This is a genomic window from Stenotrophomonas sp. 86156_Sma (assembly GCF_056481625.1).
The window spans coordinates 4,450,205-4,472,255 of sequence record NZ_CM151157.1; the positions used below are offsets into that span (position 1 = coordinate 4,450,205).

General features: G+C 65.0%; 21 protein-coding genes. 9 read left to right on the forward strand and 12 right to left on the reverse strand.

Annotated features, from left to right (window positions below):
- The first annotated feature begins 21 nt into the window (after positions 1-21).
- Positions 22-327: a KGG domain-containing protein gene (locus tag ACZK33_RS20585; protein ID WP_032128582.1), complete on the forward strand. Its 306-nt coding sequence runs from the start codon at positions 22-24 to the stop codon at positions 325-327.
- A 10-nt stretch (positions 328-337) separates the two neighbouring features.
- On the opposite strand, the gene ACZK33_RS20590 is transcribed toward ACZK33_RS20585, so the two are convergent.
- The gene (locus ACZK33_RS20590) at positions 338-1,810 is read right to left on the reverse strand and encodes an MFS transporter (RefSeq protein WP_423174137.1); all 1,473 of its coding nucleotides are present in this window, start codon (positions 1,808-1,810) and stop codon (positions 338-340) included.
- 126 nt (positions 1,811-1,936) lie between these two features.
- On the opposite strand from ACZK33_RS20590, the gene ACZK33_RS20595 reads away from it, so the two are divergent.
- Positions 1,937-2,557, forward strand: a complete 621-nt coding sequence (locus ACZK33_RS20595; RefSeq protein WP_423174138.1) for a TetR/AcrR family transcriptional regulator — start codon at positions 1,937-1,939, stop codon at positions 2,555-2,557.
- Positions 2,558-2,572: 15 nt separating this feature from the next.
- Here ACZK33_RS20595 and ACZK33_RS20600 read toward each other — a convergent pair whose 3' ends face one another.
- Together ACZK33_RS20600 and ACZK33_RS20605 are read right to left on the reverse strand one after the other, a co-directional pair.
- Positions 2,573-2,923 carry a VOC family protein gene (locus ACZK33_RS20600; RefSeq protein WP_049423747.1) on the reverse strand — a complete coding sequence of 117 codons (351 nt, stop codon included), beginning with the start codon at positions 2,921-2,923 and terminating at the stop codon, positions 2,573-2,575.
- A gap of 124 nt (positions 2,924-3,047) precedes the next feature.
- The gene (locus ACZK33_RS20605; RefSeq protein ID WP_317618051.1) at positions 3,048-3,248 is read right to left on the reverse strand and encodes a hypothetical protein; all 201 of its coding nucleotides are present in this window, start codon (positions 3,246-3,248) and stop codon (positions 3,048-3,050) included.
- A 188-nt stretch (positions 3,249-3,436) separates the two neighbouring features.
- Between ACZK33_RS20605 and ACZK33_RS20610 the strand changes: the two genes are divergently transcribed.
- Positions 3,437-6,829 carry an autotransporter domain-containing protein gene (locus ACZK33_RS20610; RefSeq protein ID WP_423174139.1) on the forward strand — a complete coding sequence of 1,131 codons (3,393 nt, stop codon included), beginning with the start codon at positions 3,437-3,439 and terminating at the stop codon, positions 6,827-6,829.
- A 66-nt stretch (positions 6,830-6,895) separates the two neighbouring features.
- Here the strand turns inward: ACZK33_RS20610 and cml are convergent, their stop codons facing one another.
- Positions 6,896-8,083, reverse strand: coding sequence for a CmlA/FloR family chloramphenicol efflux MFS transporter (cml, locus tag ACZK33_RS20615; RefSeq protein WP_423174140.1), 1,188 nt, complete (start codon positions 8,081-8,083; stop codon positions 6,896-6,898).
- Between the two features lie 198 nt (positions 8,084-8,281).
- The gene (locus ACZK33_RS20620; protein ID WP_032128595.1) at positions 8,282-9,187 is read right to left on the reverse strand and encodes a LysR family transcriptional regulator; all 906 of its coding nucleotides are present in this window, start codon (positions 9,185-9,187) and stop codon (positions 8,282-8,284) included.
- Positions 9,188-9,294: 107 nt separating this feature from the next.
- Between ACZK33_RS20620 and ACZK33_RS20625 the strand changes: the two genes are divergently transcribed.
- On the forward strand, positions 9,295-10,785 hold the full coding sequence (locus ACZK33_RS20625) for an MFS transporter (RefSeq protein WP_423174141.1): 1,491 nt from the start codon (positions 9,295-9,297) through the stop codon (positions 10,783-10,785).
- An 85-nt stretch (positions 10,786-10,870) separates the two neighbouring features.
- Here the strand turns inward: ACZK33_RS20625 and ACZK33_RS20630 are convergent, their stop codons facing one another.
- The gene (locus ACZK33_RS20630; RefSeq protein WP_005419568.1) at positions 10,871-11,323 is read right to left on the reverse strand and encodes a PA2169 family four-helix-bundle protein; all 453 of its coding nucleotides are present in this window, start codon (positions 11,321-11,323) and stop codon (positions 10,871-10,873) included.
- Between the two features lie 554 nt (positions 11,324-11,877).
- Between ACZK33_RS20630 and ACZK33_RS20635 the strand changes: the two genes are divergently transcribed.
- Positions 11,878-14,712: a TonB-dependent receptor gene (locus tag ACZK33_RS20635; RefSeq protein ID WP_032128574.1), complete on the forward strand. Its 2,835-nt coding sequence runs from the start codon at positions 11,878-11,880 to the stop codon at positions 14,710-14,712.
- A gap of 258 nt (positions 14,713-14,970) precedes the next feature.
- Positions 14,971-15,999 (forward strand): IclR family transcriptional regulator, encoded by a 1,029-nt coding sequence (locus ACZK33_RS20640; protein WP_049462006.1) that lies wholly within the window; start codon positions 14,971-14,973, stop codon positions 15,997-15,999.
- An 8-nt stretch (positions 16,000-16,007) separates the two neighbouring features.
- Here the strand turns inward: ACZK33_RS20640 and ACZK33_RS20645 are convergent, their stop codons facing one another.
- Positions 16,008-16,901 (reverse strand): DMT family transporter, encoded by an 894-nt coding sequence (locus ACZK33_RS20645; protein ID WP_107433274.1) that lies wholly within the window; start codon positions 16,899-16,901, stop codon positions 16,008-16,010.
- Between the two features lie 65 nt (positions 16,902-16,966).
- Between ACZK33_RS20645 and ACZK33_RS20650 the strand changes: the two genes are divergently transcribed.
- Positions 16,967-17,770: an AraC family transcriptional regulator gene (locus ACZK33_RS20650; RefSeq protein WP_279912463.1), complete on the forward strand. Its 804-nt coding sequence runs from the start codon at positions 16,967-16,969 to the stop codon at positions 17,768-17,770.
- A gap of 7 nt (positions 17,771-17,777) precedes the next feature.
- Here ACZK33_RS20650 and ACZK33_RS20655 read toward each other — a convergent pair whose 3' ends face one another.
- A complete protein-coding gene (locus ACZK33_RS20655) occupies positions 17,778-18,194 on the reverse strand; it encodes a hypothetical protein (protein ID WP_423174142.1) in 417 nt (138 codons plus the stop codon).
- A 127-nt stretch (positions 18,195-18,321) separates the two neighbouring features.
- Here ACZK33_RS20655 and ACZK33_RS20660 point away from each other — a divergent pair, with 127 nt between their 5' ends.
- On the forward strand, positions 18,322-18,963 hold the full coding sequence (locus ACZK33_RS20660; protein ID WP_423174143.1) for a glutathione S-transferase family protein: 642 nt from the start codon (positions 18,322-18,324) through the stop codon (positions 18,961-18,963).
- Positions 18,964-18,984: 21 nt separating this feature from the next.
- Here the strand turns inward: ACZK33_RS20660 and ACZK33_RS20665 are convergent, their stop codons facing one another.
- Together ACZK33_RS20665 and ACZK33_RS20670 are read right to left on the reverse strand one after the other, a co-directional pair.
- The gene (locus tag ACZK33_RS20665) at positions 18,985-19,392 is read right to left on the reverse strand and encodes a hypothetical protein (RefSeq protein WP_423174144.1); all 408 of its coding nucleotides are present in this window, start codon (positions 19,390-19,392) and stop codon (positions 18,985-18,987) included.
- A 49-nt stretch (positions 19,393-19,441) separates the two neighbouring features.
- The gene (locus ACZK33_RS20670; RefSeq protein ID WP_049423730.1) at positions 19,442-19,861 is read right to left on the reverse strand and encodes an H-NS histone family protein; all 420 of its coding nucleotides are present in this window, start codon (positions 19,859-19,861) and stop codon (positions 19,442-19,444) included.
- Positions 19,862-19,979: 118 nt separating this feature from the next.
- On the opposite strand from ACZK33_RS20670, the gene ACZK33_RS20675 reads away from it, so the two are divergent.
- Positions 19,980-20,372 (forward strand): DoxX family protein, encoded by a 393-nt coding sequence (locus tag ACZK33_RS20675; protein WP_423174145.1) that lies wholly within the window; start codon positions 19,980-19,982, stop codon positions 20,370-20,372.
- A 24-nt stretch (positions 20,373-20,396) separates the two neighbouring features.
- Here the strand turns inward: ACZK33_RS20675 and ACZK33_RS20680 are convergent, their stop codons facing one another.
- Together ACZK33_RS20680 and ACZK33_RS20685 are read right to left on the reverse strand one after the other, a co-directional pair.
- Entirely contained in the window at positions 20,397-21,083 is a 687-nt protein-coding gene (locus ACZK33_RS20680) for a hypothetical protein (protein ID WP_423174146.1), read from the reverse strand.
- Between the two features lie 60 nt (positions 21,084-21,143).
- Positions 21,144-21,791, reverse strand: coding sequence for a hypothetical protein (locus ACZK33_RS20685; protein WP_423174147.1), 648 nt, complete (start codon positions 21,789-21,791; stop codon positions 21,144-21,146).
- Positions 21,792-22,051: the final 260 nt, after the last annotated feature.

Genomic DNA, 22,051 nt, shown 5'->3' on the forward strand with positions numbered 1-22,051 from the left:
CCACACCGCAGGAGATTTCACATGACTGAGCAGAACCCGCGCAGCTCCAACCGGGGTTTCGCATCAATGGACCAGGAAAAGCAGCGCGCGATCGCTGCCAAGGGCGGGCGCGCCGCACATGCCTCCGGCAACGCGCATGAATTCAGTCCGGCCGAGGCACGTGTCGCGGGCCGCAAGGGCGGCGAGGCGATCAGCCGCAACCGCCAGCACATGGCCGAGATCGGTCGTGAAGGTGGACACGCTCGCCACGCCAATGCGCGCCAGCAGCAACAACAGCCTCAGGAGATCGAACGCACGGCAGCGGGTCCGCAACGCCAGCAGGGCTGAATGCAGCGCGTCAGGCCGGTGCGCGCTGCCGATACAGCCCGAGCGCCGCAAGCAGGGCCAGCGCACCGGCCACAGCCATCGCCCATCCGAAACCACTGGCCATCGCACTGCGATACCACGTCAGCATCTGCGGCGTGGCGTGCATCGAGCCCGGTTGCAGGATCAGTTCGCGCGCCTGTGCCGCCAGCTCCCGCTGCCCGGCCGCCTGCGCGGACGCGGCGAACTGCTGCACGGCGCGCTGGCCCATCAGGCTGCCCAGCAGCGCGATGCCCAGGCTCATACCTGCCTGACGTAACGCGTTCATCGTGGCTGAGGCGATACCCGCGCGCTCGACCGGCGCGCTGGCCATGACCGCCATGCCGGTCGCCGGCACTGCCAGCCCCATTCCAATGCCAAGCAGCACCAGCACAGCACTGGAACAAGCGTGCGAAGTAGCCGGTTCGAACGTGGCCATCGCGCACAGCGCCGCCCCGGCCAGGGCATAGCCCAGTACCAGCGCGGCGTGCAGCCCGAGGTGGGCGACCAGACGACCGAACAACAGCGAGACGGCACCCATCAACAGGAACTGCGGGGCCAACTGGGAGCCTGCCAGCGCAGCGTTGTGCCCCTGCGCCTGCTGGAAGAACAGCGACAGGAAGAACAGGCTGGCATAGGCAGTGAAGCCCAGCACGAACGAGGCCAGGTTGAACATGCCGAAGCGGCGGTCGGCAAACAGGTCCAGCGGCAGCAATGGGCGTGCCACCCGGCGTTCGACGATGCCGAACAGGATCAACCCGGCAGCTGCCACGCCCAGCGCCAGCAGCGTCACCGGGGCCAGCAGGCCATGCGCGCCGATCGCGATCAGGCCATAGCTCAGCGCACCCAGCGCGACGACGCTGAGCAGCTGCCCGGCAGGGTCCAGCGCAGCGTGCTGCAGATGCCGCCGCTCCGGAATTCCCCAGGCGCCCAGCGCCAGTGCGAGCAGGCCCAACGGCAGGTTGATCAGGAAGATGCTGGGCCATCCGACGCGCTGTACCAGCACGCCGCCCAGCAGCGGGCCAAGCACCAGGGCCAGCGCACTGAACGCCGACCAGCCACCGATCGCACGTGCACGTTGGCGCGCGTCGGGAAACGCGTGGCTGAGGATCGGCATTGCGGCGGGAATCAACAAGGCGCCCGCGATGCCCTGCACTGCACGCCCGGCTACCAGGGTCGCAAGATTGCCGGCACAGGCGCACAGCAGCGACCCCAGCGTGAAGGTGGCGACGCTGAGCAGCCACATCCGCCGATGACCGTAACGGTCCCCAAGCGGCCCCGCCGACAGCATCAACGCCGACAGCGCGATTGCATACGCATTGATCACCCACTGCAGGCCGGCCATGTCGGTATTCAACGCCTGCTGCAGGGTCGGCAGGGCGACGTTGACGATGCTGATGTCCAGCGAGGCGAGGAATGTGCCGAGGTAGGCCGCCAGCACCAGGGCCGGCCGCTGGAAACGTCGCATGTACGGTTCCCGGGGGAAGGATGTGCGCGCATCGTAGCCACTGACTGACCGTCAGTCAATGACTGGCGGTCAGTCAGTGCCACAGGCCAGCTAGAATGGCTCCCGTCGCACCCGGATCCCTCCCACATGCAGACCCCAGCTGTCGCCAGGCCACGCACCAAACCTGCGGAAACCCGCCAGGAAGAACTGATGGACGCCGCGCAGGCGCTGTTCCTGTCGCAAGGCGTGGATGCCACCACCATCAGCGACATCGTCGCCGCAGCCGACGTTGCCAAGGGCACCTTCTATACCTACTTCGCCTCGCGCACCGAGATTCTGCAGGCGCTGGCGCAGCGCTATACCCAGCGTTTCATGGAAGACGTCGACCATGCCGTGCAGCAGTACCCGGCCAGCGATGGCATAGCACGCCTGCGCGCCTGGATCCGCGCCAACATCGAACTTTATGTGCGCACCCATGCACTGCACGACGTGGTGTACGCCAACCATCATCACCACCAGCGCGGCAACGCCGAACGCAATGCGATCCAGCAGCAACTGCTGGGCATCCTCGAAGCAGGCAACGCCGCAGGTCTGTGGCACCTTGCAGCGCCCAAGGTCACCGCCTCGTTGATCTATGCCGGCGTGCACGGCGCCACCGACGACCTGATCGCTGCACCGGCACCGGATGCCGATGCCTTCATCGCCGCCGTGCAGGCCGATTGCCTGCGCATGGTCGGCGTGCAACCGACCGGTGCCAAACGTCGCTGACGGGCTTTCTGCTGCTCAGATGTGGGCGAGGATGTTCAACAACCGCCCGAACGGGTCACGGACGAAGAAGCGGCGCACACCCCAGGGCTCATCGGCGGGGCCATATTCCAGCGGGATGCCGGCCGCGCGCATGCGCTCCAGTACCTGTTGCAGATTGTCCACTTCTATCGACAGATCCGGCACCGCCGTGCCGGATCCCCCTTCAGTGGCAAAGCTGACCTGCGCCAGCGCGCTGCCCTCGCCGCCATGGGTGACGATCCAGCCGTGGTCCATCACCACCGGCATGCCCAGCAGCTCGCCATAAAACGCTGCGGCACGCGCAGGGTCAGGCGTGGCGATGTTGGCGACGACACGTTTGACGGCCATGCGCGGCGGCTCCGATGCGATTCCCCATCCTCGCCGCTGCGTGCATGGCCTGCAAGCGGGCGGCGCTGAAACAGAAGAGCCCCGTCAGGGACGGGGCTCGTCATCAATCCTGCATTGCCACTGCTTACACAGCGCCGCAGCGATCCATGATGCAACGATCGTATTCGTACTGGCATTCCATCGCATCACCGCCACCGGACAGACACGCCTGGTAAGCCTTCCAACAGGGAAGATCGCATGGCGGAATCGGCCCAGCCACAGCAACCGAACCGCTGCAGGCCAAGGCGAACACCGCACCCACGATCATTTTCCTGAAAGTACGCATCGACATCACTCCTTGATAAGCCTGGTGAGCCCAGGCCGGGCCACGGTAGCGAGGCCTCCGGGAGATGGAGTGAACGCCAGCGTCACGCCCAATTAACGTGTTCATAAAATTCCTGCCACATAGCTGGGGGGTATCGCCGTGCCTTGGCGTTAACGGCTTTGTAGTCCGTCATCCAAGGAAGTTGTCCGATGAATCACCCGCTGCACGGCCGTTCGTCCCACTCCCGTTCTCCGATGCATAGCCACCTCGCACTGGCTGTAGCCAGTTCCCTGCTGCTGGCTGCTACGCCCGCCATCGCCAGCGAATCACTCGACACCTGGCAGCAACAGCGACAATTACAGGCGGCCTGGGCGCAACCTGCCACGTCGGCGCCCTCTTCCACGCCCCTTCAGTTGCCGGTTGCAGCAGCCGCAGCAGAAGCCAGCACCACTACGATTCTCGGTAAGCCGGGTGACCCGGCCAGCTGGCGCACGGACGAATTCAATGCCGACTGGGGTCTGGGTGCAATGAATGCCCAATTTGCGTACGCGCGGGGGCTGACCGCCACTGGCGTCCGGCTGGGGGTGTTCGACAGCGGCACCGGCTTGGATCACCCGGAATTCGCCGGCAAGAATCATCGCAGCATCACTATTGCTGATCTGTTGAGCGATGGCAGCCGGTGTACGAACAGGACTGCATTGACGGGTCCGGATGCATGCTTCTCCAGTGCTGGCGATGAGGTGCAGGTTCAGCGGTATACGCTTGATCCCAAGATGCCCAAGTTCATTGCCGATCTGATTCTGCGCGACCCGCAGATCAGCGAGCTCCTGCGAAACGCATCCTATGAGGATCATGGCACCCATGTGGGTGGCACCATCGCTGCCAATCGGGATGGCGCAGGCATGCATGGCGTGGGATTCGGTGCAGATCTGACCGTCGCCAGATTGTTCTTTAACAGCGTCACCGAGATCTATCTCAAAGGACTCGGTCTTGATACGCGGGTCAAGTCCACAGGGCCAGAGAATTCGGCGCTTGTCGATCTATACGATCAGATGAACACCCAGGGCGTGCGTGCGATCAATCACAGCTGGGGATTGGCTGAAGAGCCCAAGTCAGCAGCTGAATTTGATAGCCGATACAGCGATCCCGAATGGCTTGAGAGACTCTCCATCTTCGCGGACGGCGCACGCGCCAGGGGCATGATTCAGGTCTGGGCAGCCGGCAACACTGATGTGGAAATTCCCACGCCTGAGGAAAGTCCGATTGCCGGCATATATGCAACCTTGCCGCGAGCCCTTCCCGACATCGAGCGGTACTGGCTCAGCGTGGTCAACGTCCAGGAGGACTTGACGCTGAGCAACCGATCAAACAAATGTGGCCTGAGTGCCAACTGGTGCATTGCGGCGCCTGGGACAGACATCAACTCAACTACCTACGACCCCTCTGCCCCGCCAACGGCAGATATTCGCACCGATGCGAATGGCAACATCTCGCTTGACGTAACTCAGCGCGTGCCGACGCACGGCTATGGAGAGAAGAGCGGAACGTCCATGGCGGCCCCGCACATTACCGGTGCTCTCGGGCTGCTTTTTGAGCGCTTCCCCTATCTCGATAGCGCACAGGTCCGCGACGTGCTGCTGACCACCGCCCGCGATCTGGGCGATCCGGGCGTCGATGAGATCTACGGCTGGGGCATGGTCGACCTGCGCAAGGCCATCGAGGGCTACGGCTCGCTGCGCGTGGACACCAACGTGGTGATGACCCAGAAGGCCGGTGGCCTGAAGGTGTGGGAAGGCGATGCCTGGGATGACTGGACCAACGACATCGGCGGCCCCGGCAAGCTGACCAAGTCCGGCATCGGCTGGCTGCGCCTGAGTGGTGGCAACACCTTCAACGGCGCAGTGCTGCAGGACGGCACGCTGGAATTGAACGGCACCAACACACTCACGTCAGCGGTCGAAGTCCAGGGTGGCCAGTTCCTGCTCAACGGCTCGCTGGTCTCCACCGCCCTGAACACCACTGGAGGCGTGAGCACGGTCAGCAGCAGCGGCCTGCTGAAGGACAGCAACCTGACGGTCAACGGTGGCGTGGTGTCCTTCAACGGCACGCAGACCGGCGGCACCACCACGGTCGGTGCCAACGGCCTGCTGAAGGGCATCGGCACGCTGGGCAACACCCGTGTGGACGGCATCATCGCGCCCGGCAATTCGATCGGCACGCTGACCATCAACGGCAACTACGTGCAGGGCGCAACCGGCGTCTATGCCGCCGAACTTGCCCCGGGCGGCCGCAGTGACCAGTTGCACGTAACCGGCACCGCCACTCTCGGCGGCACCCTGGTCGCACTGCCGGAGCCGGGCACCTACTACCTCGGCGAGCAGTTCAATTTCATCCGCGCCGACGGCGGTGTCAGCGGCCAGTTCGCGAAAACCGACTTCAGCGCGTTCTCGCCGTTCCTGCAGTTCAGCCTGGCCTACGGCGCCAATGGCACCCGCATCGACGTGACCCGGGGTGCCTCGCTCGCCAGCGCCGCCACCACGCCGAACCAGCGTGCGGCCGCGGCGGTGGCCGATGGACTGGCGATCAACCAGGGCCTGCCCAAGCCGCTGACCCAACTGTTCCCGCAACAGGTGGGTGGCGTGCTCGATGGCCTCAGCGGCGAGCTGCATCCGGCCACGGCGCTGGCCCTTGTCGAGGGTAGCCGCTATGTGCGCGATGCCGCACTGTCACGTCGTGCCGGTGCCACCGCACCCGGTGCCGATGCGGGTGATGCCACCGGCGCCTGGGTGCAGGCACTGGGCGGCAACAGCAAGCTGGATGGCAACAGCAACACCGCGCGCACCGACGCCAACAGCAACGGCCTGCTGGTCGGCATCGACCGCGAGTTCGGTGGCTGGCAGATCGGCGTGCTGGCCGGTACAGGCCGCACCGACGTGAAGCAGCAGGAGCGTCGTGCCAAGTCGAAGATCGACAACACGCACTTCGGCGCCTATGCCAGCCACACCTGGGGCGGCTTCGGCCTGCGTGGTGGCGTGGCATGGAGCCGCAACGAAGTGAAGAGCACGCGTGATGTTGCCTTCGCCGGCTTCAGCGACAGCCTCAGCGCGCGCTACAACGCACGTACGCGCCAGGCCTTCATCGAAGCGGGCTACCGCTTCGGCAATGCGGAAGGCGGGCTGGAGCCGTACCTGCAGGTCGCCCGCGTGGAAGTGGACCTGAAGCAGATCAACGAGCGTGGCGGCGCGGCCGCACTGCACGGCAAGGTGGACGACACCGGCACCACCATCGCCACCGCTGGCCTGCGCTTCGACAAGGGCCTGAAGGCCTCGTTCCAGCAGGACAGCTGGCTGCACCTGCGCGGTGGCGTGGGCTATCGCCGCGCCTCTGGCGACCGCAGCCAGGTGGCCAACCTGGCCTTCGCCAACAGCAGCACCACCTTTGCAGTCGAGGGCGCACCGATTGCCGACAACGCCGTCGTGGCCGAGCTGGGCCTGGCGGCGTGGCTGACCCCGCGGCAGCAGCTGGAGCTGGGCTACAGCGGCCAGTTCGGCAGTGAAAGCCGCGACCATGGCGCCACCGCACGCTGGTCTGTGCGCTTCTAAACACGTGCTCTCTTGACGGGTTGGGGCGGCCTTGCGGCCGCCCCCTTTTTTGCCCACCACCCAGCGTTATGCGCGATGCCGCAGCGCGGCGGCACCTGCCAGGCTGGCAAGTGGCAACAGCAACCCATAGGCCACCAGCGGCCACACGGTATCGCCGGGCAGCACGAGGGTAACCAGCGTGCCGATGCCTGCCACGATCAGGCTCTGCACGGCGTAGTACAGGGCCACCGCCGTACCTGACGCATCGGCGAAATCACGCAGCGCGCCGCTTGCAGCCACCGAAACCACCATCACCAGCCCCACCGCGATGCCCCACATGGGCAGCACCACTCCGACGAACGAGGGAGGCCACGCTGCGGCCAACGCCATCAGCAGTACACCGGCCACCATCACCCACAGACCACGCAGGAAGGTACCGCGCACGTTCCAGCGGGCAATGCACACGTTCGCCATCCGCGCCGTGACGATCATCACCAGCGCCACCGTGGCGAAGGCCAGGCTGAACGACAGCGGCGAGTACTGCATGCGCCCGACCAGCAGCCGGGGCGCGACCGAGAAGAACACGAAGAACGTGCCCATGCCCGCACTGAAGCCCAGCGTGTAGACCCAGAACGCGCCGCTGCCGAGGATGCGTCGTAGCGCGGGTCGCGACGCGTCCCGGCACTGCGGGCGGGTTTCCTGCCAATGCCGTACCGCGCGCATGCCGGCGATCATGCCCAGTACGCCGAGCAGAACGAAGATCGCGCGCCAGCCGAAGGCGCCTGCCAGCAGCGCGCCGAGGATCGGTCCCAGCGCCGGCACGAGGGCCAGCATCGAGGCAAACAGCCCGTACAGCGACGCGCCTTCGGCTGTATCAGCATACACATCACGCACCGTGGCAAAGGTCGCCACCAGTGCCGCCGACGCCCCCACCGCCTGTACGGTTCGCCAGGCCAGGAATGCTGCGCCGCTGCTGGACATGGCGAGCGCGAACGACGAAAGCGCGAACAGCAACGCCCCCAGCAACAGGACCGGCCGCCGCCCGATGCGGTCGGACAACGGGCCGAACAGCAACTGGCCGAGGCCAAGTACCAGCAGGTAGATGCTCAATGTGAGCTGCACCAGCGTCGGTGATGTCTGCAATGCCTGCGGCATCACCGGCACCACAGGAAGATAGATGTCCATGGCCAGCGAGGCCAGGAGGTCGAACGGCGCCATCAGCACAATGGCCGATGGCAGCGGGTGGGCCCAACGCGGGGCCTGTCGATTGAACATGGGGAGTCTCCGCCCAGAGTGAATCCGGCGGTGATCCATCCAATTCGCGTGCATCGCAGGGATGATCACCGCAACAACGTCTGCATCGTTGTTGCGGCTCAGCGAACTGTCTGCGGACCGTTCCCGTTGTTCATGGTGTCCATCGAATGCGACTGCAGGTGGCACCAGTGTAGCAATCGTCCACCTGCCGCGCGGCGCTCAGGCCAGGGGCAACATGTCGATGCGCCTGCACGGTGTCTCCTTCACCTGCTCGATCAGCCGCCGCACCACTGGCGAAGTCTCTGCCCGCCGGTACTGCACAGCGATGGTCGAGACGATGGTGGGGCCCGCCAGTGGCAGATAGATCATTCCGGGCAGCACCAGCGTGCGTTGCAGTACCGATGGCACGATCGCCACCGAACCAACGCCGACCGACACCTCGGCCAACACCGCCGCCAGATGCCCGGGCTGGGAACGGATACGTGGAATGAACCCGCCGCGGCGCCCGACTTCCATTGCGCCCACCGGCTGCTCCGGCATGACGAAACCCTCCCGGGCCAATGACGCCGGCTGCACCGGCGACCGGGCCTGCGCCAGCGGATGGGTTTCCGGCAGGGCCACGCAGAACTGGTCTTCGACCAGGGTGTGTTCGCCGAAACTGTCGGGCACATCCATCGGAGGCCGGCAGAACACCACATCCACCCGTCCTTCCTGCAGCAGCTGCGGGAGCTCGCCCATCGGCCATTCGCTCACCTGCAGTTCCACGCCCGGGTAGCGGCTGCGGAACCGGCTGAGCTGATCCTGCAATGCTCCGGCATACAGCGCCGAGCCGACGTAGCCGATCTCGATCTTGCCGATCTCACCCCGCCCCGCGCGCCGGCCCAGGGTTTCGGCCTGTTCGAACCGGCGCAGCACATCACGGGCTTCCGCCAGGAACACCTCGCCTGCCGAGGTCAGCAGCACCTCGCGCCGGCCGCGGTCGAACAGGCGCGTGCCGAGCCGACGCTCGATGTCCTGGATCTGCACGCTCAGCGTGGGAGTGGCAATTCCCAGGCGCAGGGCCGCACGACCGAAGTGCAGCTCCTCGGCCAGAGTGACGAAGTACTCCAGGTGACGGCGTTCCATGGGCGGCATTTCGTTAGGTTCAAGCTAACGTAACCAGAAAACACCGAGAATGAAACAAACACCGATCATTGATGGAATGGCCGTCCTCCCCTTCCTGCGAGTGACCGGTGCCGCCCTCTCCTCCCCCTTCGCCTGCACGGCACACGCTGCCTGACGCGGTCCTGCTGGTGGCCTCGCTGGGCTGCACGATGACCGTGCTGGAGACCAATGCCGTCGCGGTCGCATTGCCCAGCATCGCGCGTGACCTGCACGCCGGATTCGCCGATATCGAGTGGGTGATCAGTGCCTACATCCTGTCCTTCACCTCACTGCTGCTGCCCGCCGGTGCGGTCGCCGACCGCTACGGCCGCCGCCGGGTGCTGCTGATCGGCATCAGCCTGTTCGCCCTCACCTCTCTGCTCTGCGCACTGGCGCCCGGTGCTGCCCTGCTCTACCTGGCGCGGGCTCTGCAGGGCATTGGTGCAGCCTTTCTGCTGGCACCCTCGCTGTCGATCATCGGCCACACGTACCACGAGGGGGCCGCCAAGGACACTGCATGGGCGTTCTGGGGCACAGCCATGGGCGTGATGATGGTGCTCTCACCGCTGATCGGCGGCGTGCTGTCCGCACTCTGGGGCTGGCGCGCGGTGTTCGTCGCGATCCTGCCGTTCCTGGGCCTGCTCGGCTACGGCACCCTGCGCTGGATACCCGAGTCGTCAGACAGCGTGGTCCGCCCGCTCGATCCGCCCGGCATCATCACGTTCAGCGCTGCCATCTTCGGCATCGTGTTCTTCCTGGTGGAAGGACTGGCAGAAGGATGGACATCGGCCCCGGCGCTGATTGGGCTGGGCCTGGCCGTCATCATGGCTGTTGCCTTCGTCATCGTTGAACGGGCACGGTCACATCCCATGGTCGATCTCGGGCTGCTGGCCAGTCCGCGTTTCGTCGGCGCACTCATTGCCATGGTCGGCTATTCGGTCAGCGCACAGGTGATGGCATCGATGCTGCCGCAGTACCTGCAGAACGGCATCGGCCTGAGCGTACTGGCTGCCGGTGCTGGCATGCTTCCGTTCGCTGCGGCGATGCTGCTGTTTCCCAGCGTGGGCCGGCGGCTCGGTCGCCATCTGACCAGTCCGGCGGTGCTGGCGATCGGGCTGTCGGTCACCGCCGCGGGCAATGCCGTGGCCGGACTGGCCGCGTGGCAGCACCTGCCGTGGCTGGCACTCGTCGCAATGGTGGTGATCGGTGCCGGCGGCGGCATCCTCAATGGCGAGACATCCAAAGCCATCATCGGCGCGGCACCGCGCGAGCGCGCCGGCATGGCCTCCGGCATCAGCGCGACCACGCGCTTTGTCGGCATCCTGCTCGGATTCACCGTACTGTCCAGTGCCTTGAGCCTGGGCATCCGCAGCGCACTGTCCGCGGCGGTTCCCGCGCGCAACGTACTGCCCATGGCCGATGCGATCGCTACCGGCACCTTCGCCGATGCGCGCACCGCCGCCTTCGCACAGGCGATCTACAGCCATGGATTTGCCAGTGCACTGTGGACGTCGGCCATCGCCGCGCTGCTGGCCGGCCTTGCGGTGTTGCTGCTGGGCCGTAGCACCACGCGGCGATGATGTTGGAGCGCTGGTTGCAAAGATGGCCGGGGCAGCCACGCTGCCCCGACCGTGGCGGCCCCGGGGAGAAGGCCGCCGATGATCGTCAGGCCGCCTTCATGGCGTGCTTGCGCGCACGCATCACGTTATGGCACTCCTGCACTTCAGGCAGAAGCTGGGTGACTTCCTGGCGCACGGCCGGCGGCAGTTCGTTGTCCTTCAGCACGTCCTTGAACGCGCCAAGCAGCCGGTCTTCGGACTCTTCCAGCTCGGCCACGTAACCATAGTTGGTGTCGCCGAATGCAGCGCGGACCTTGCCATAGAACTGCTGCATCGAACCGACCACGGTGCCGTGCTCGGCCGGCTTGCCACCGCTGGCAGCAACGGAGCCACTCAGTGCGGCGACGATGCGGCCCTTGACGCCGGCAATACGAGTGAACAGGGCCGACAGTTCGGCATCCTTCACCTTGGTCGCAGCTTCCTCGTAGAACGACTTTCCGTCGCGGGCGATCTCGATCAGGTCGTTGAGGCGATGTTCGATGGTGGACTGGGTGCTCATGGAATCGCTCCTGTGTGCTCGATGGTCTATGGAGAATGACAGCGCGAGTGCGTTGCCTTCGGGACCACTGTGGAGGTTTGAATGTGCCGATTGGGTGAGTACGAATTGATGCATGCATCACCACCCTCAACGCGCCCTGACTCCTTCATCCCGTCGCATTTCCGCGTTCACGGTACCTGAGCAGAACGCCGACGATTCACCATGGCGCGATGACGATGATCAGCGTCACCAACAGTGCGATGGCAAGCACCAGCAACAGCACATGCCACTGCTTCCACGTGGGTCTTGGTTTGCCGGGTGTATTCATCGGATGTCTCCTGGAGTCTGTCATCAGCCCGCAGCCAGACTGAAGCAGAGCACCCTTGGTGCGCGTCGCGGTTTCGTGCATGGCCTGTGCATGAACGCTGTATCCGGCGCGCGACGATAACGCGTCCATAACGTAATCGAGTTGCAAACGGAGTGTTAGGTTCCTTCCGATTCCGCACAGCGGGATTTCAGATCGGTTTCCACGCAGCGATGCGGAAACCCATTCAACTGGATTTGGAGAGAGCCAAATGCACTACAAGTACACCCTGCTTTCCCTGGCAGTGGGCACGGCCTTGGCCGCTGCCTGGTCACCGGCCGCGCATGCGCAGGATGACAGCGATAAAACACCGAAGAACCTCGATCGCATCCAGGTTACCGGTTCGGCCATCCGCAGCGTGGATATCGAAACGCAGCAGCCGATCATCGCCATCACCCGCGCGATGATCGAGCAGCAGGGCTTCACCACCATCGCCGACCTGCTGCAGAACCTGACCTCCACCGGCGCGCCGACCATTTCGCGTGCGCGCGCGTTGGCGTCCGGCGAGAACGTTGGTGGCTACTACGTCAACATCCGCAATCTGGGTGCCACGCGCACCCTGGTTCTGGTCAACGGCAAGCGGCTCGGCGCCACCACCAGTGGCCTGCAGGATCTCAGCCAGATTCCGATGAGCGCGGTGGAACGCATCGACGTGCTGAAGGACGGCGCCTCCTCGCTGTACGGCTCGGATGCAATCGCTGGCGTGGTCAACATCATCACCCGCAAGAACTACGAAGGCCTGGAAGTGTCCATGCAGCACGGGCAGTTCAGCCAGGGCGATGGCAAGGACAGCACGTTCTCGCTGGTCACCGGCGCACGCGGCGAGCGCGGCGGTTACACCCTTGCGCTGGAATACCAGAAGTCCGATCCAGTGTTTGCCCGCGACCGCGAGTTCTCCCGGTACGGTGGCGCCGGCCCCAACTACCCGGGCGCGGACTGGAGCAACATCAGCCAGAACGGTTCGTGGTGCGACCCGGCGCTCTACAAGTGCAATACCGGTGATGCCGTATTCAAGACCCTCAATCGTGGCGGCGATCCGAAGAACCCGAACGACTACCACCCGATCACGCCGGCCGAGTTCGCCAACGGCAACGACCAGATGCACTTGCAGACCGGCATCGAGCGCCGCTCGCTGTTCCTGAGCACGGACTATGCGCTGACCGACCAGATCAAGTTCACTGCCGACATCGGCTACAACGAGCGCACCACCGACCAGCAGATCGCGGGCTACCCGTACCAGTCGACCAAGTTCGGCACGCCCCTGGACGCGGCCAGCGTATTCAACCCGCTCGACCACGGCATCGCGTTCAATCGACGCCTGTGGGAAGTGCCGCGCACGACCGAAAGCAAGCTGAAGTCGCTGCGGGTTGCACCCAGTCTGTCCGGCTACTTCGAGCTGGGGACCAAGACGTACGACTGGGAAGTCGGCGCGTTGTTCAACCGCAATGAAGTTACAAAAACAGGTCGTGGCGACATGAGCCTGATCGCTTCCCGGCAGGCATTGGGGCCCTCCTACCTCGATGCCAACGGTGTGGCCCGGTGTGGCACGGCGGCATCGCCGGTCTCGGGTTGCCTGGCCTGGAATCCTTTGCTGCCGTTCGGGGTCGCGGGGGCTGGCTCTCTCTCCGATCCCGAACTGCAGCGCTTCTTGTTCCCGACGTTCAACGATACCGGCATCACCAAGACCCGCAGTTACTTCGCCAATATCTCCGGCCCGGTGATCGAACTGCCTGCCGGTGACCTGTCCGTCGCCCTGGGGTATCAGTACCGCAAGGAAGAAGGCCGCTTCGTGCCTGATGCCTTCGCCCAGTCACGGCAGAGCACGGCGCTTGGTGCGTCCACCACCGCCGGTGACTACAGCCTCAACGAGTTCTTCGCCGAAGTGAACGTGCCGATCCTGCGCGACCTGCCGTTCGCCAAGGAACTGACCGTGAACCTGGCTACGCGCTACTCCGACTACAGCAACTTCGGCAGCACCACCAATTCCAAGGCGAGCTTCGCCTGGCGTCCGATCGAAGAGCTCATGATCCGTGGCACCTTCGCCGAAGGCTTCCGCGCACCGAGCATCTCCGATCTGTATGGCGGCCTGGGCACCAGCTTCGAAACCTATGTCGACCCGTGCGGCATCGGCGCCACCAACAGCGTCAACGGCAATGCCGCCTGCAACGCCGCCGGCGTCCCGCTGGGCTACCAGCAGCTGAACCAGAGCCTGAAGCCCTGCGCCAGCTATCCGTGCGCCACGCCTGACGAGTTCACCACCGGCTCCGATCCGAAGCTGCGCCCGGAAGAGTCCAAGAGCAAGACCGTGGGCGTGGTCTGGAGCCCGCGCTGGGTGGACGGGCTGGACATCAACCTCGACTGGTACAGCTACAAGATCACCAACATGATCATCCAGGACAGCGTCGACCGCATCCTGCGTGACTGCTACGTGCTCGGCAACGCTTCGCGTTGTGGCAGCGTCAAGCGCGCTGGCGATGGCCACATCACCAGCATGTTCTACGGTCTGGCCAATCTGGGCTCGATGGAAACCGAAGGCTGGGACCTGGGTATCCGCTACCGCCTGCCCGAGTTCTCGTTCGGCCGCTTCACCATCGACCTGCAGAACAGCTATGTCTCCAAGTACGACGAGGAGAACCAGAACTCCGCCGGCGATACGATCATGATGGGCCGGATCGGCCAGCCGGGCATTTCCCGCCTGCGCTCGAACCTGGGTGTGAACTGGCAGCTCGGCAACTTCAGCACGCAGTACACCGTGCGCTACTACTCCGGCATGGTTGAAAACTGCGTACCGAACCGTCCGTGCACCCTGCCCGACCGCTACGCCTACGGTGAACCGGATGCCCTGCGCAAGGTCGGCTCCAATGCCTTCCACGACATCCAGGTCAGCTACAAGCTGCCGTGGGACGGCACCGTGGCGCTGGGTTCGAACAACGTGTTCAACCACCAGGGCCCGATCATGTTCTCCAAGCCGTCCAGCTCCTTCCCCTATTACGGCGGCTTCGATATCGGCCGCACCGTGTACGTGAAGTACTCGCAGCGCTTCTGACGGGCAGGTCCGTGCTCGTGGCCGGCGGAAGGGGAGTCCGCCGGCCACGATGCACACCGCCTCCACCCAATCTCCATCGTTTTTCGACGGAATCTCCAAGGTTCCCGGCAACACTTGATGTCATGACGGCTAAGGAGCAGGACCGCATGGATCGCCACGCGCCCCGACACTGCACACCCGTCTCCAGGTTCACCACTGAATGTGACGGTGTGGCCGGGTTCCGATCTTCCGGACATGCCGCCGCAAGGGAAGTACGAGATGACGACGGCAGTTCGCACCGGCCTGACCGACCTGGTCGCTGACGCGCAGCGGTACCTGCGCAGGATTCTTCCCGGGCTCGCCTCGGCAGTGCATCCACTTGCTTCATTGCATGCCATTCCCCACGCGATGGCATCGCGCTACCACCTCGCCGGGCTGATGCTGTACGGGGAAACCCCCGCCATGCTCGCCGTGGCCCGCGAGCCGGGCGAGTCCAGCACCCGCGTGATCCAGGATGTGCGCTGCCTGCGCTCTGCAGCGAATGCACTGGTGCTGTACGTCTCGCCCTATCTCACGCCGACCCAGCGCCGCTTCCTGGTCGAGAACCACATCGACTTCGTGGTCCCGCACACCCAGTTGTTCGCGCCGAGCCTGGCTATTGAGTTCCGCGACGACCCCGATCATGAGAAGAAAGCCATCTCGCTGCTGCCTTCGGCGCAGGCCGTACTGATCCACGTGCTGCTGAGCGGCCAGTCGCGCTGGTGGTCGCCGCGCGAGATCAGTGCCGTCGCCGGCTACACCTCGATGACGGCGTCGCGCCTGTCTGCCGAACTGGTCGGTCGCGGCCTGGTCGAGCGCTCCACCGGGGGCCGCGAGCGCTTCCTGAAGCTGGCCGGCAACCGCGACGAGGTCTGGGCCAGGGCACAGCCGTTCCTGCGTTCCCCCATCCTGAAGGAAGTGGATGTCTGCTGGGGCCCGACCGCCGAGGCACTCCGCGATGCGGGGCATCCGGCGCCGACGGCCGGCCTCGATGCGCTTGCTGAAACGTCACCGCCCCCGATCGGTGGCACCCGCGCACTGCACATCGATGCGTGGCGGTTGCTGGGCGCACTTCCCATGCCCGGCCCGGACTGCCTCCAGAGCGCACGGCTGCAGATCTGGGCCTATCCGCCGGCATTCACCAGTATTGGCGATGTGGTGGACCCGCTTTCGCTGTATCTCAGTCTGCAGGGCAAACGCGGCCATGATGCAGACGCGCTGCAACAGCGGGTGGAACAGGCGCTGAGCGGAGACACGTATCCCGCATGACCGAAGCCCTATGCGGGCTGCTCGCTCGGCACTGCGGCGGCGCGCCTGGCGCTGTACTCGGCGAACACCACGCCGGACACCGCCAGCAGGCCACCGCCCAGTACCCAGCCACTGAGCGATTCTCCCAGCAGCAGTACAGCCAGCGCGGCGGTCACGATCGGCACCAGGTTGAAGAAGCCAGAGACGCGCGCAGCGCCCAGGCGTGACAATCCGGTCATCCAGGTCAGCGGCGCCAGGATCGAAGCGCACACGGCGGCGAAGCCGATGCAGCCGACCGCCGTGAGGTTGTTCACCCCGGTGCCGACCAGCAGCTGTACCGGCAACAGGATCAGCGATGCAGCGGTGGCCTGCAGGAACAGCGACTCCAGCACCGACAGCGGAATCTTCCAGCGCTGCATCAGCACGTTGTAGGCGGCGAAGGCCAATGCGCCGATCAGCATGATCGCGTCTCCTCGGTTCAGGCCCTGCGCTGCCAACCGCGCCAGGTCGCCCTGCGAGACCACCGCCACCACACCGGCAGTGGAGATCACCGCGCCAAGAATGGAAGTGCCTCGCACCGGATGGCCCATGAACACGCGCGACAGCGCCAGCGCGATCAACGGAATCAGCGCCTGGATCACCCCCATGTTGGTGGCCGAGGTGAAGTGCGCCGCATAGTAAGCCAGGCACTGGTACATCACCCCACCCAGGCAGCCCAGCACCAGGAAGCGCCCGAGATTGGCGCGCACGGTCGGCAGGTTTTCGCGCAGACGTGGCAGCGCCAACGGCAGCAGGACCACCGCCGCGACCAGCCAGCGGAAGAAGCCGATGTCGATGGGACCGACCGAGCCCGAAGCAAGCTTGGTAACGATGGTGTTCGCGCCCCACAGCAGGCAGGCGAGGATCGGGAAAAGATAGTTCACGGAACGCGGGTGTACGTAGGGGAATGGCCAGCGTACGCTTGGCGCATATCGAGGACATCCCGAAAATGCGCCACACCGACCCCGGCTTGCGGCAACCGATGGAGCCAATCCCCACCTTCCACCAGCTGCCCGGTCCGATCTACTTCCGGCAGGGTGCGATGGAGCCCACGGACTGGGGGACGCACAGCCATCCGTGGGGCCAGTTCAACTTCGTCGCGCAGGGTGTGATGGAGATGAAGATCGACGGCGAATGGATGGTGTCCCCGCCGCACTACGCGATCTGGATTCCACCGGGAATGGCCCACTATTCGCGCAACCGCTCGCAGCTGGCCTACCGCTCGGCCTATCTGTCGCCGGCCTTGTCACGCCGCTTGCCTGATCGCTGCCGTGCACTGGAAGTCAGCCCGCTGCTGCGCGAGCTACTGCACGAACTGGCACGGCAGGGCGTGACCGATCCGCAGACCCCGGCCCAGCGGCGTATGGCCGCCGTGGTGATCGACCAGATCGTCAATGCGGCCGTTCTGCCCAGCTTCCTGCCGATCGCCAGCAGCGATGCACTGAAGCAGGTGATGGCGTACATGGAGAAACACCTGTCGGTGGCCGAATCGGTTGCCGAAATCGCGCAGCGGCACCATATGAGCGTGCGCAAGCTGGAGCGCATGGCACGCAGCGAGCTGGGCATGTCGCTCGGCGACTGGCGTGGACGGGTGAAGTTCGTGCGCGCCACCGAGGCGCTGTGCACCCGCCGGCCGATCAGCCGGATCGCCGAGGAGCTGGGCTATTCCGGCGTCAGCGCCTTCGCCGAGATGTTCAAGCGGCACGCGCAGTGCACGCCGGATCAGTACCGGAAGCTGCATCGGGCGGGGTGAGGCCGGCCTAGAGAGCGATCAGCAGGTCCATAAGCAGCCTCGGCAGGAACAAGGCGGCCAGAACGCAGGCAAACAGGATGAGAATGACCTTTGCCGTCAATGGGCGACGGCGGGGATTGCTGAAATAGAGGTGCAGATCGCGCAGTTCATCTTCCAGTCCCCTCCGCACGCCTGCGTTCTGTGTACCGGGTTCGAGCAGCTGTCGCTCAAGCGCCTTCAGGCGCTTCATCAGCTCACGCGGCGGTGTAGCCCGCAGGATCAGCTGATTGAGCTCCTGAAGCCGGCGCGCCTGCGGCATCAGCGCTGCCACGAGATCATCCGGCGGAAGCTGTGAGACCCATCGCTGGGCGTCCGCATCCATCTCAGCCTGCAGCACATCGCGTTGCTGCTGCAGTTCGGCCAGGGAAGTGCGGCGCTGCCACATGAGGAGGCACAGGAGTGGTGGGTGGCGGGCAGTGTATCGCCCGCCGTCCCGGGAAGGGTGTCGATTTCCCGCCCCGTGGTTCGTCGGAACAGGAAAGGCAGGCCCTTCGACCTGCAGGAGTGCCACGATGTGCCCGATCCTCACCGCCTTCGCCACTTCCCCGGACCGCGGCCAGGGCCTGGCCCGTGACATGCGCGTACGCTGGGCGCTGGAGGAGCTGGCCGTGCCCTACAACGTGCAGCTGCTCGGCTTTGCCGAGCTGAAGCAGCCCGCGCACCTGGCCCGCAACCCCTTCGGGCAGATCCCCACCTGGCAGGACGGCGGCCAGGTCCTGTTCGAATCCGGCGCGATCGTGCTGCACCTGGCCGAGCAGCATGCCGGCCTGCTTCCTGCTGATCCAGATGCACGCATGCGCGCGATCATGTGGGTGTTCGCTGCATTGAATACGGTGGAGCCGCCCATCGTCGAGCGCTCGATGGCCTGGGTGCTGGAGCGCGAGCAGCCCTGGTATGCGCAGCGCCTGCCGATGCTCGATGAGCGCGTGCGTATGCGGCTGTCACAGCTGTCCGCCTGGTTGGGATCGGCGTTGTGGCTGGAGGGCGAGTTCAGCGCCGGCGACCTGATGATGGTTTCGGTGCTGCTGCGCCTGAAGAGCAGCGGCCTCCTCGATGAGTACCCGCAGGTGGTGGCCTATGTGGGCCGTGCAACGCAGCGCCCCGCCTACCAGCGTGCGTTTGCTGCGCAGCTGGCGGTGTTCCAGAACGCCTGACGCTACGCCCGTGGGCAGGCTTCAGTGCAGACTACGCCGACATGCGGCCTGCACCAGCATCAGCTGCGCCACCAGGATCAGCATCGCGCAACCTGACAGCAGCCACGGGTCGATATACCACTGCGCGTTGAAGCTGAAATCTCCGGCGGAAATGCGCTTCCAGCCGTTGAAGTGCTGCATCGCCGCGACCACGAACGCGAAGCCGCCTGCGGTGTACGACAACCACGGCACGATGAGACCGCCCGGTCGTGCAAACAGCGTCAGCACACCCAGCACGCCGATGACCGTGCGCTGCACGCGGCAGTACGGGCAGACATAGGCCATTCCGCTCCATTCCACCGCCCAGGCCAGCAGGCTGACCAGCACCGCCGCGCCTGCCGCGATGTAGAGGACTCTGGGTAAGATCGTCAGGCTGCCATCGTGTGCCATCGCGCGCTCCTTCGTTCAAAGACCCTGGCAGGGTAGCAGCGCGGCAGGTTCAATCCTTCTTGAAGACCGTGCGCTTGCCGATCGGGCTGCTCTTGCGCGCCGTCGGCCGGGCCAGGCCGGGAATCAGGAAGTCGGTCACCTTGTGGCCCTTCTGCACCTTGGACGCCAGCCAGCGCGGCATGCGCCCGCGGCCGGACCAGGTCAGGCGCTTGTACTCCGGGTCACGGTACTTGGCCGCCACTTTCCCGGTTCTGCGCCGTGCCGGTTTCCGGCGGGGAGCGGCCTCTTCGTTCACCTCTCCGCCGAACAGCTCTTCGAGGGTATACCCCGCTTCTGCTGCTGCGGCCTTCAACATCCGCCGTACCGCACTGGCCGGACGGCGGCTGGAAATCAGCTGTTTCCGCTGTTCAGCGGCAACCACCAAGGCGCCCAGCTCCCGAAGGCTGAGCGATTCAATATCAATCGTCATGGGAGAAAGGTCTCCTGCGGACGGCCAGCTGTCAAGGCGCCTTGCCCTTGGCGTAGACACGGGCTTCACTGCCGGTGGGCTCCGATCGCCTTCGCCGGCCATCTCCGAGGACACCGACGTGAGCCACTCATCCCATTCGCTCGCCTACCTGCTTGCACGCCTCCTGCTGATGGCGCTGTTCCTGGTCTCCGGCCTGGGCAAGCTTGGTGATCTCAGCGGCACCCAGGGCTACATGGAAGCGATGGGCGTGCCCGGCATCCTGCTCTGGCCGACCATCGCCTTCGAGATCGGCAGCGGACTGTGCATCCTGCTCGGCTTCCAGACCCGGCTGGTGTCGGTCGTGCTGGTGGGTTTCAGCCTGGTCACCGCTTTCATCTTCCACCACAACTTCGCCGACCAGACCCAGCAGATCATGTTCCTGAAGAACCTGGGACTGGCCGGTGGCTTCCTGCTGCTGGCCTGCACCGGGGCCGGGCGGTACAGCATTGATGGCAGAGGGCGGCGCGGGTAAGCGCCGATCGGCGCCCCCCACGCGCTAGCGCCGAAGTTCAGCCTCCGGCGCCAATGTGTGGATCACCTTGCCCTGCGCATCGAGGAACTCGATCGCGCCGTAGCCTTCGGCAGTGACAGTCAGCCGCAGTCGCGTGCGGTCTGCCTTGTCGTTCAAGGCAATGGCCGGCGTGCCGTCAGGCCCGACCACCAGACCGATGCGGGTCGGTGCTTGCACCCCAGGAATCAGCTTGTTGCCCAATGCAGGCTCACGGATCAGTTTCGGCGCCTGGTTGATCGAAAAACTCACCGCACCATCGGGTGATACCCGCCAGCCGATCGCATCCATCGCCGGATGGTCCAGCGCAAGCACCGCCATGCCGCCGTCGACATCGGCGGTGCCGAAGCCACCGCGCTCGCTGCCCTGGTTGTCGTACAGCACCATGCCGGCAACGTTGAAGGCGCGCTTGTACTGCAGGCCATCGATGATCGGTGCCGGTGTCTTTCCGGACAGCGTCATGCGGATCACCCCCGTGTCATCGACGATATCGATGCGCCGTGCGGTGATGCGCTCGTGGTCCGGTGTTGCTACGCGCGTCTGCGGTGCCTTGTCGACGATCAGGCGTTGCAGGGTGTCAACCGACGGGCGCCTGGGTGAGTCGGACGGCTCGGCAGCGGCAGGCAGTGCCGCAAGGGTAGTCAGGGCGACGAACATACGGGCACTGCGCTTCATGCGGGCTCCTTGTCGTACGGATCGGCGGAAGCCACATCATGCCACCCTTGCAGCGCCCTCTCATGAGGGAGGCGGAATTTCCGGCAGCTGGAGCCCCTGTGCCAGGGCGAATGCACGTGACGCGCGCCAGTACGCCTCAGGCGGCCTCTGCAGTTCGGGCCGGCTCCAGTAGTCATTGATGTGCAGTACGCTCATCACGTCGACCCATGCAGCGCGCGCATCGTGGACGCACATGCGCCAGCGATGATGCGGCGGAAAGTACGCGTAGTACTCAAGCGCCTGCCGCTGTGCCTGCCCTTCGTCAATCCCTGCCTGATGGATCAACGTCCACGCATGCATATGGCGCGCGTGCGCAAGCGCACCGAGATACTCATCCTCATCCAGCAAGGGAATCGGCTCGCCGCGCGCCAGGCACAGCGCGTCCGATTCGGTGTCGTACTCCAGCGACGGCTGCAACAGTTCCGGGTTCTGGTGCCAGTACCCTTCGCCCAGCAGATGCAGCATCGCCCAATGCCAGGGCTCGTCGTGGAAGAGCAGTTCGTGCTCGTATTCGTGGCCGGCGGCCTGGTCCGGATAGCGTTCGCGTGCCTGTTCGATTGCCAGCGCTTCGGGAATCTGGCCGTAGCGCACCAGGCACCAGGCGAACAGATGCCGGCTGTCTTCGATTTCAGTGGTGAAGTCTTCCACCGGGGCGCGGGTGTCGGGCATGTTCGATCCTTGCGTGTGGATCAGATGTTGCCTTGAAGGCAGACCAGCAGCCGTTCATGCACGCTGGGTTGGTGGGCCCACCAGGAACCACATTACCCATTTATCATACTGTTTTTACTGTATTTCCATATGGTAAGCCAGGACACTTACCGCCAAAGCTACCGTCAAAGAGCAGAGGCTAAGAGCCGAGCACGGACGCCGCGCGGGAATCGGGTGTAAGCCTGGGCTGCATACAGAAGTCGCCCCGAGTACCTTACACG

Bases quoted from the DNA above. Each gene is read 5' to 3' on its own strand.
- ACZK33_RS20660 (WP_423174143.1), top strand. From the start codon at position 18,322: ATGTGCCCGATCCTCACCGCCTTCGCCACTTCCCCGGACCGCGGCCAG.
- ACZK33_RS20600 (WP_049423747.1), bottom strand. From the start codon at position 2,923: ATGGCCGTCAAACGTGTCGTCGCCAACATCGCCACGCCTGACCCTGCG.
- ACZK33_RS20640 (WP_049462006.1), top strand. From the start codon at position 14,971: ATGACGACGGCAGTTCGCACCGGCCTGACCGACCTGGTCGCTGACGCG.
- ACZK33_RS20650 (WP_279912463.1), top strand. From the start codon at position 16,967: ATGCGCCACACCGACCCCGGCTTGCGGCAACCGATGGAGCCAATCCCC.
- ACZK33_RS20610 (WP_423174139.1), top strand. From the start codon at position 3,437: ATGAATCACCCGCTGCACGGCCGTTCGTCCCACTCCCGTTCTCCGATG.
- ACZK33_RS20665 (WP_423174144.1), bottom strand. From the start codon at position 19,392: ATGGCACACGATGGCAGCCTGACGATCTTACCCAGAGTCCTCTACATC.
- ACZK33_RS20595 (WP_423174138.1), top strand. From the start codon at position 1,937: ATGCAGACCCCAGCTGTCGCCAGGCCACGCACCAAACCTGCGGAAACC.
- cml (WP_423174140.1), bottom strand. From the start codon at position 8,083: ATGTTCAATCGACAGGCCCCGCGTTGGGCCCACCCGCTGCCATCGGCC.
- ACZK33_RS20655 (WP_423174142.1), bottom strand. From the start codon at position 18,194: ATGTGGCAGCGCCGCACTTCCCTGGCCGAACTGCAGCAGCAACGCGAT.
- ACZK33_RS20635 (WP_032128574.1), top strand. From the start codon at position 11,878: ATGCACTACAAGTACACCCTGCTTTCCCTGGCAGTGGGCACGGCCTTG.
- ACZK33_RS20585 (WP_032128582.1), top strand. From the start codon at position 22: ATGACTGAGCAGAACCCGCGCAGCTCCAACCGGGGTTTCGCATCAATG.
- ACZK33_RS20605 (WP_317618051.1), bottom strand. From the start codon at position 3,248: ATGCGTACTTTCAGGAAAATGATCGTGGGTGCGGTGTTCGCCTTGGCC.
- ACZK33_RS20630 (WP_005419568.1), bottom strand. From the start codon at position 11,323: ATGAGCACCCAGTCCACCATCGAACATCGCCTCAACGACCTGATCGAG.
- ACZK33_RS20670 (WP_049423730.1), bottom strand. From the start codon at position 19,861: ATGACGATTGATATTGAATCGCTCAGCCTTCGGGAGCTGGGCGCCTTG.
- ACZK33_RS20590 (WP_423174137.1), bottom strand. From the start codon at position 1,810: ATGCGACGTTTCCAGCGGCCGGCCCTGGTGCTGGCGGCCTACCTCGGC.
- ACZK33_RS20620 (WP_032128595.1), bottom strand. From the start codon at position 9,187: ATGGAACGCCGTCACCTGGAGTACTTCGTCACTCTGGCCGAGGAGCTG.
- ACZK33_RS20680 (WP_423174146.1), bottom strand. From the start codon at position 21,083: ATGAAGCGCAGTGCCCGTATGTTCGTCGCCCTGACTACCCTTGCGGCA.
- ACZK33_RS20685 (WP_423174147.1), bottom strand. From the start codon at position 21,791: ATGCCCGACACCCGCGCCCCGGTGGAAGACTTCACCACTGAAATCGAA.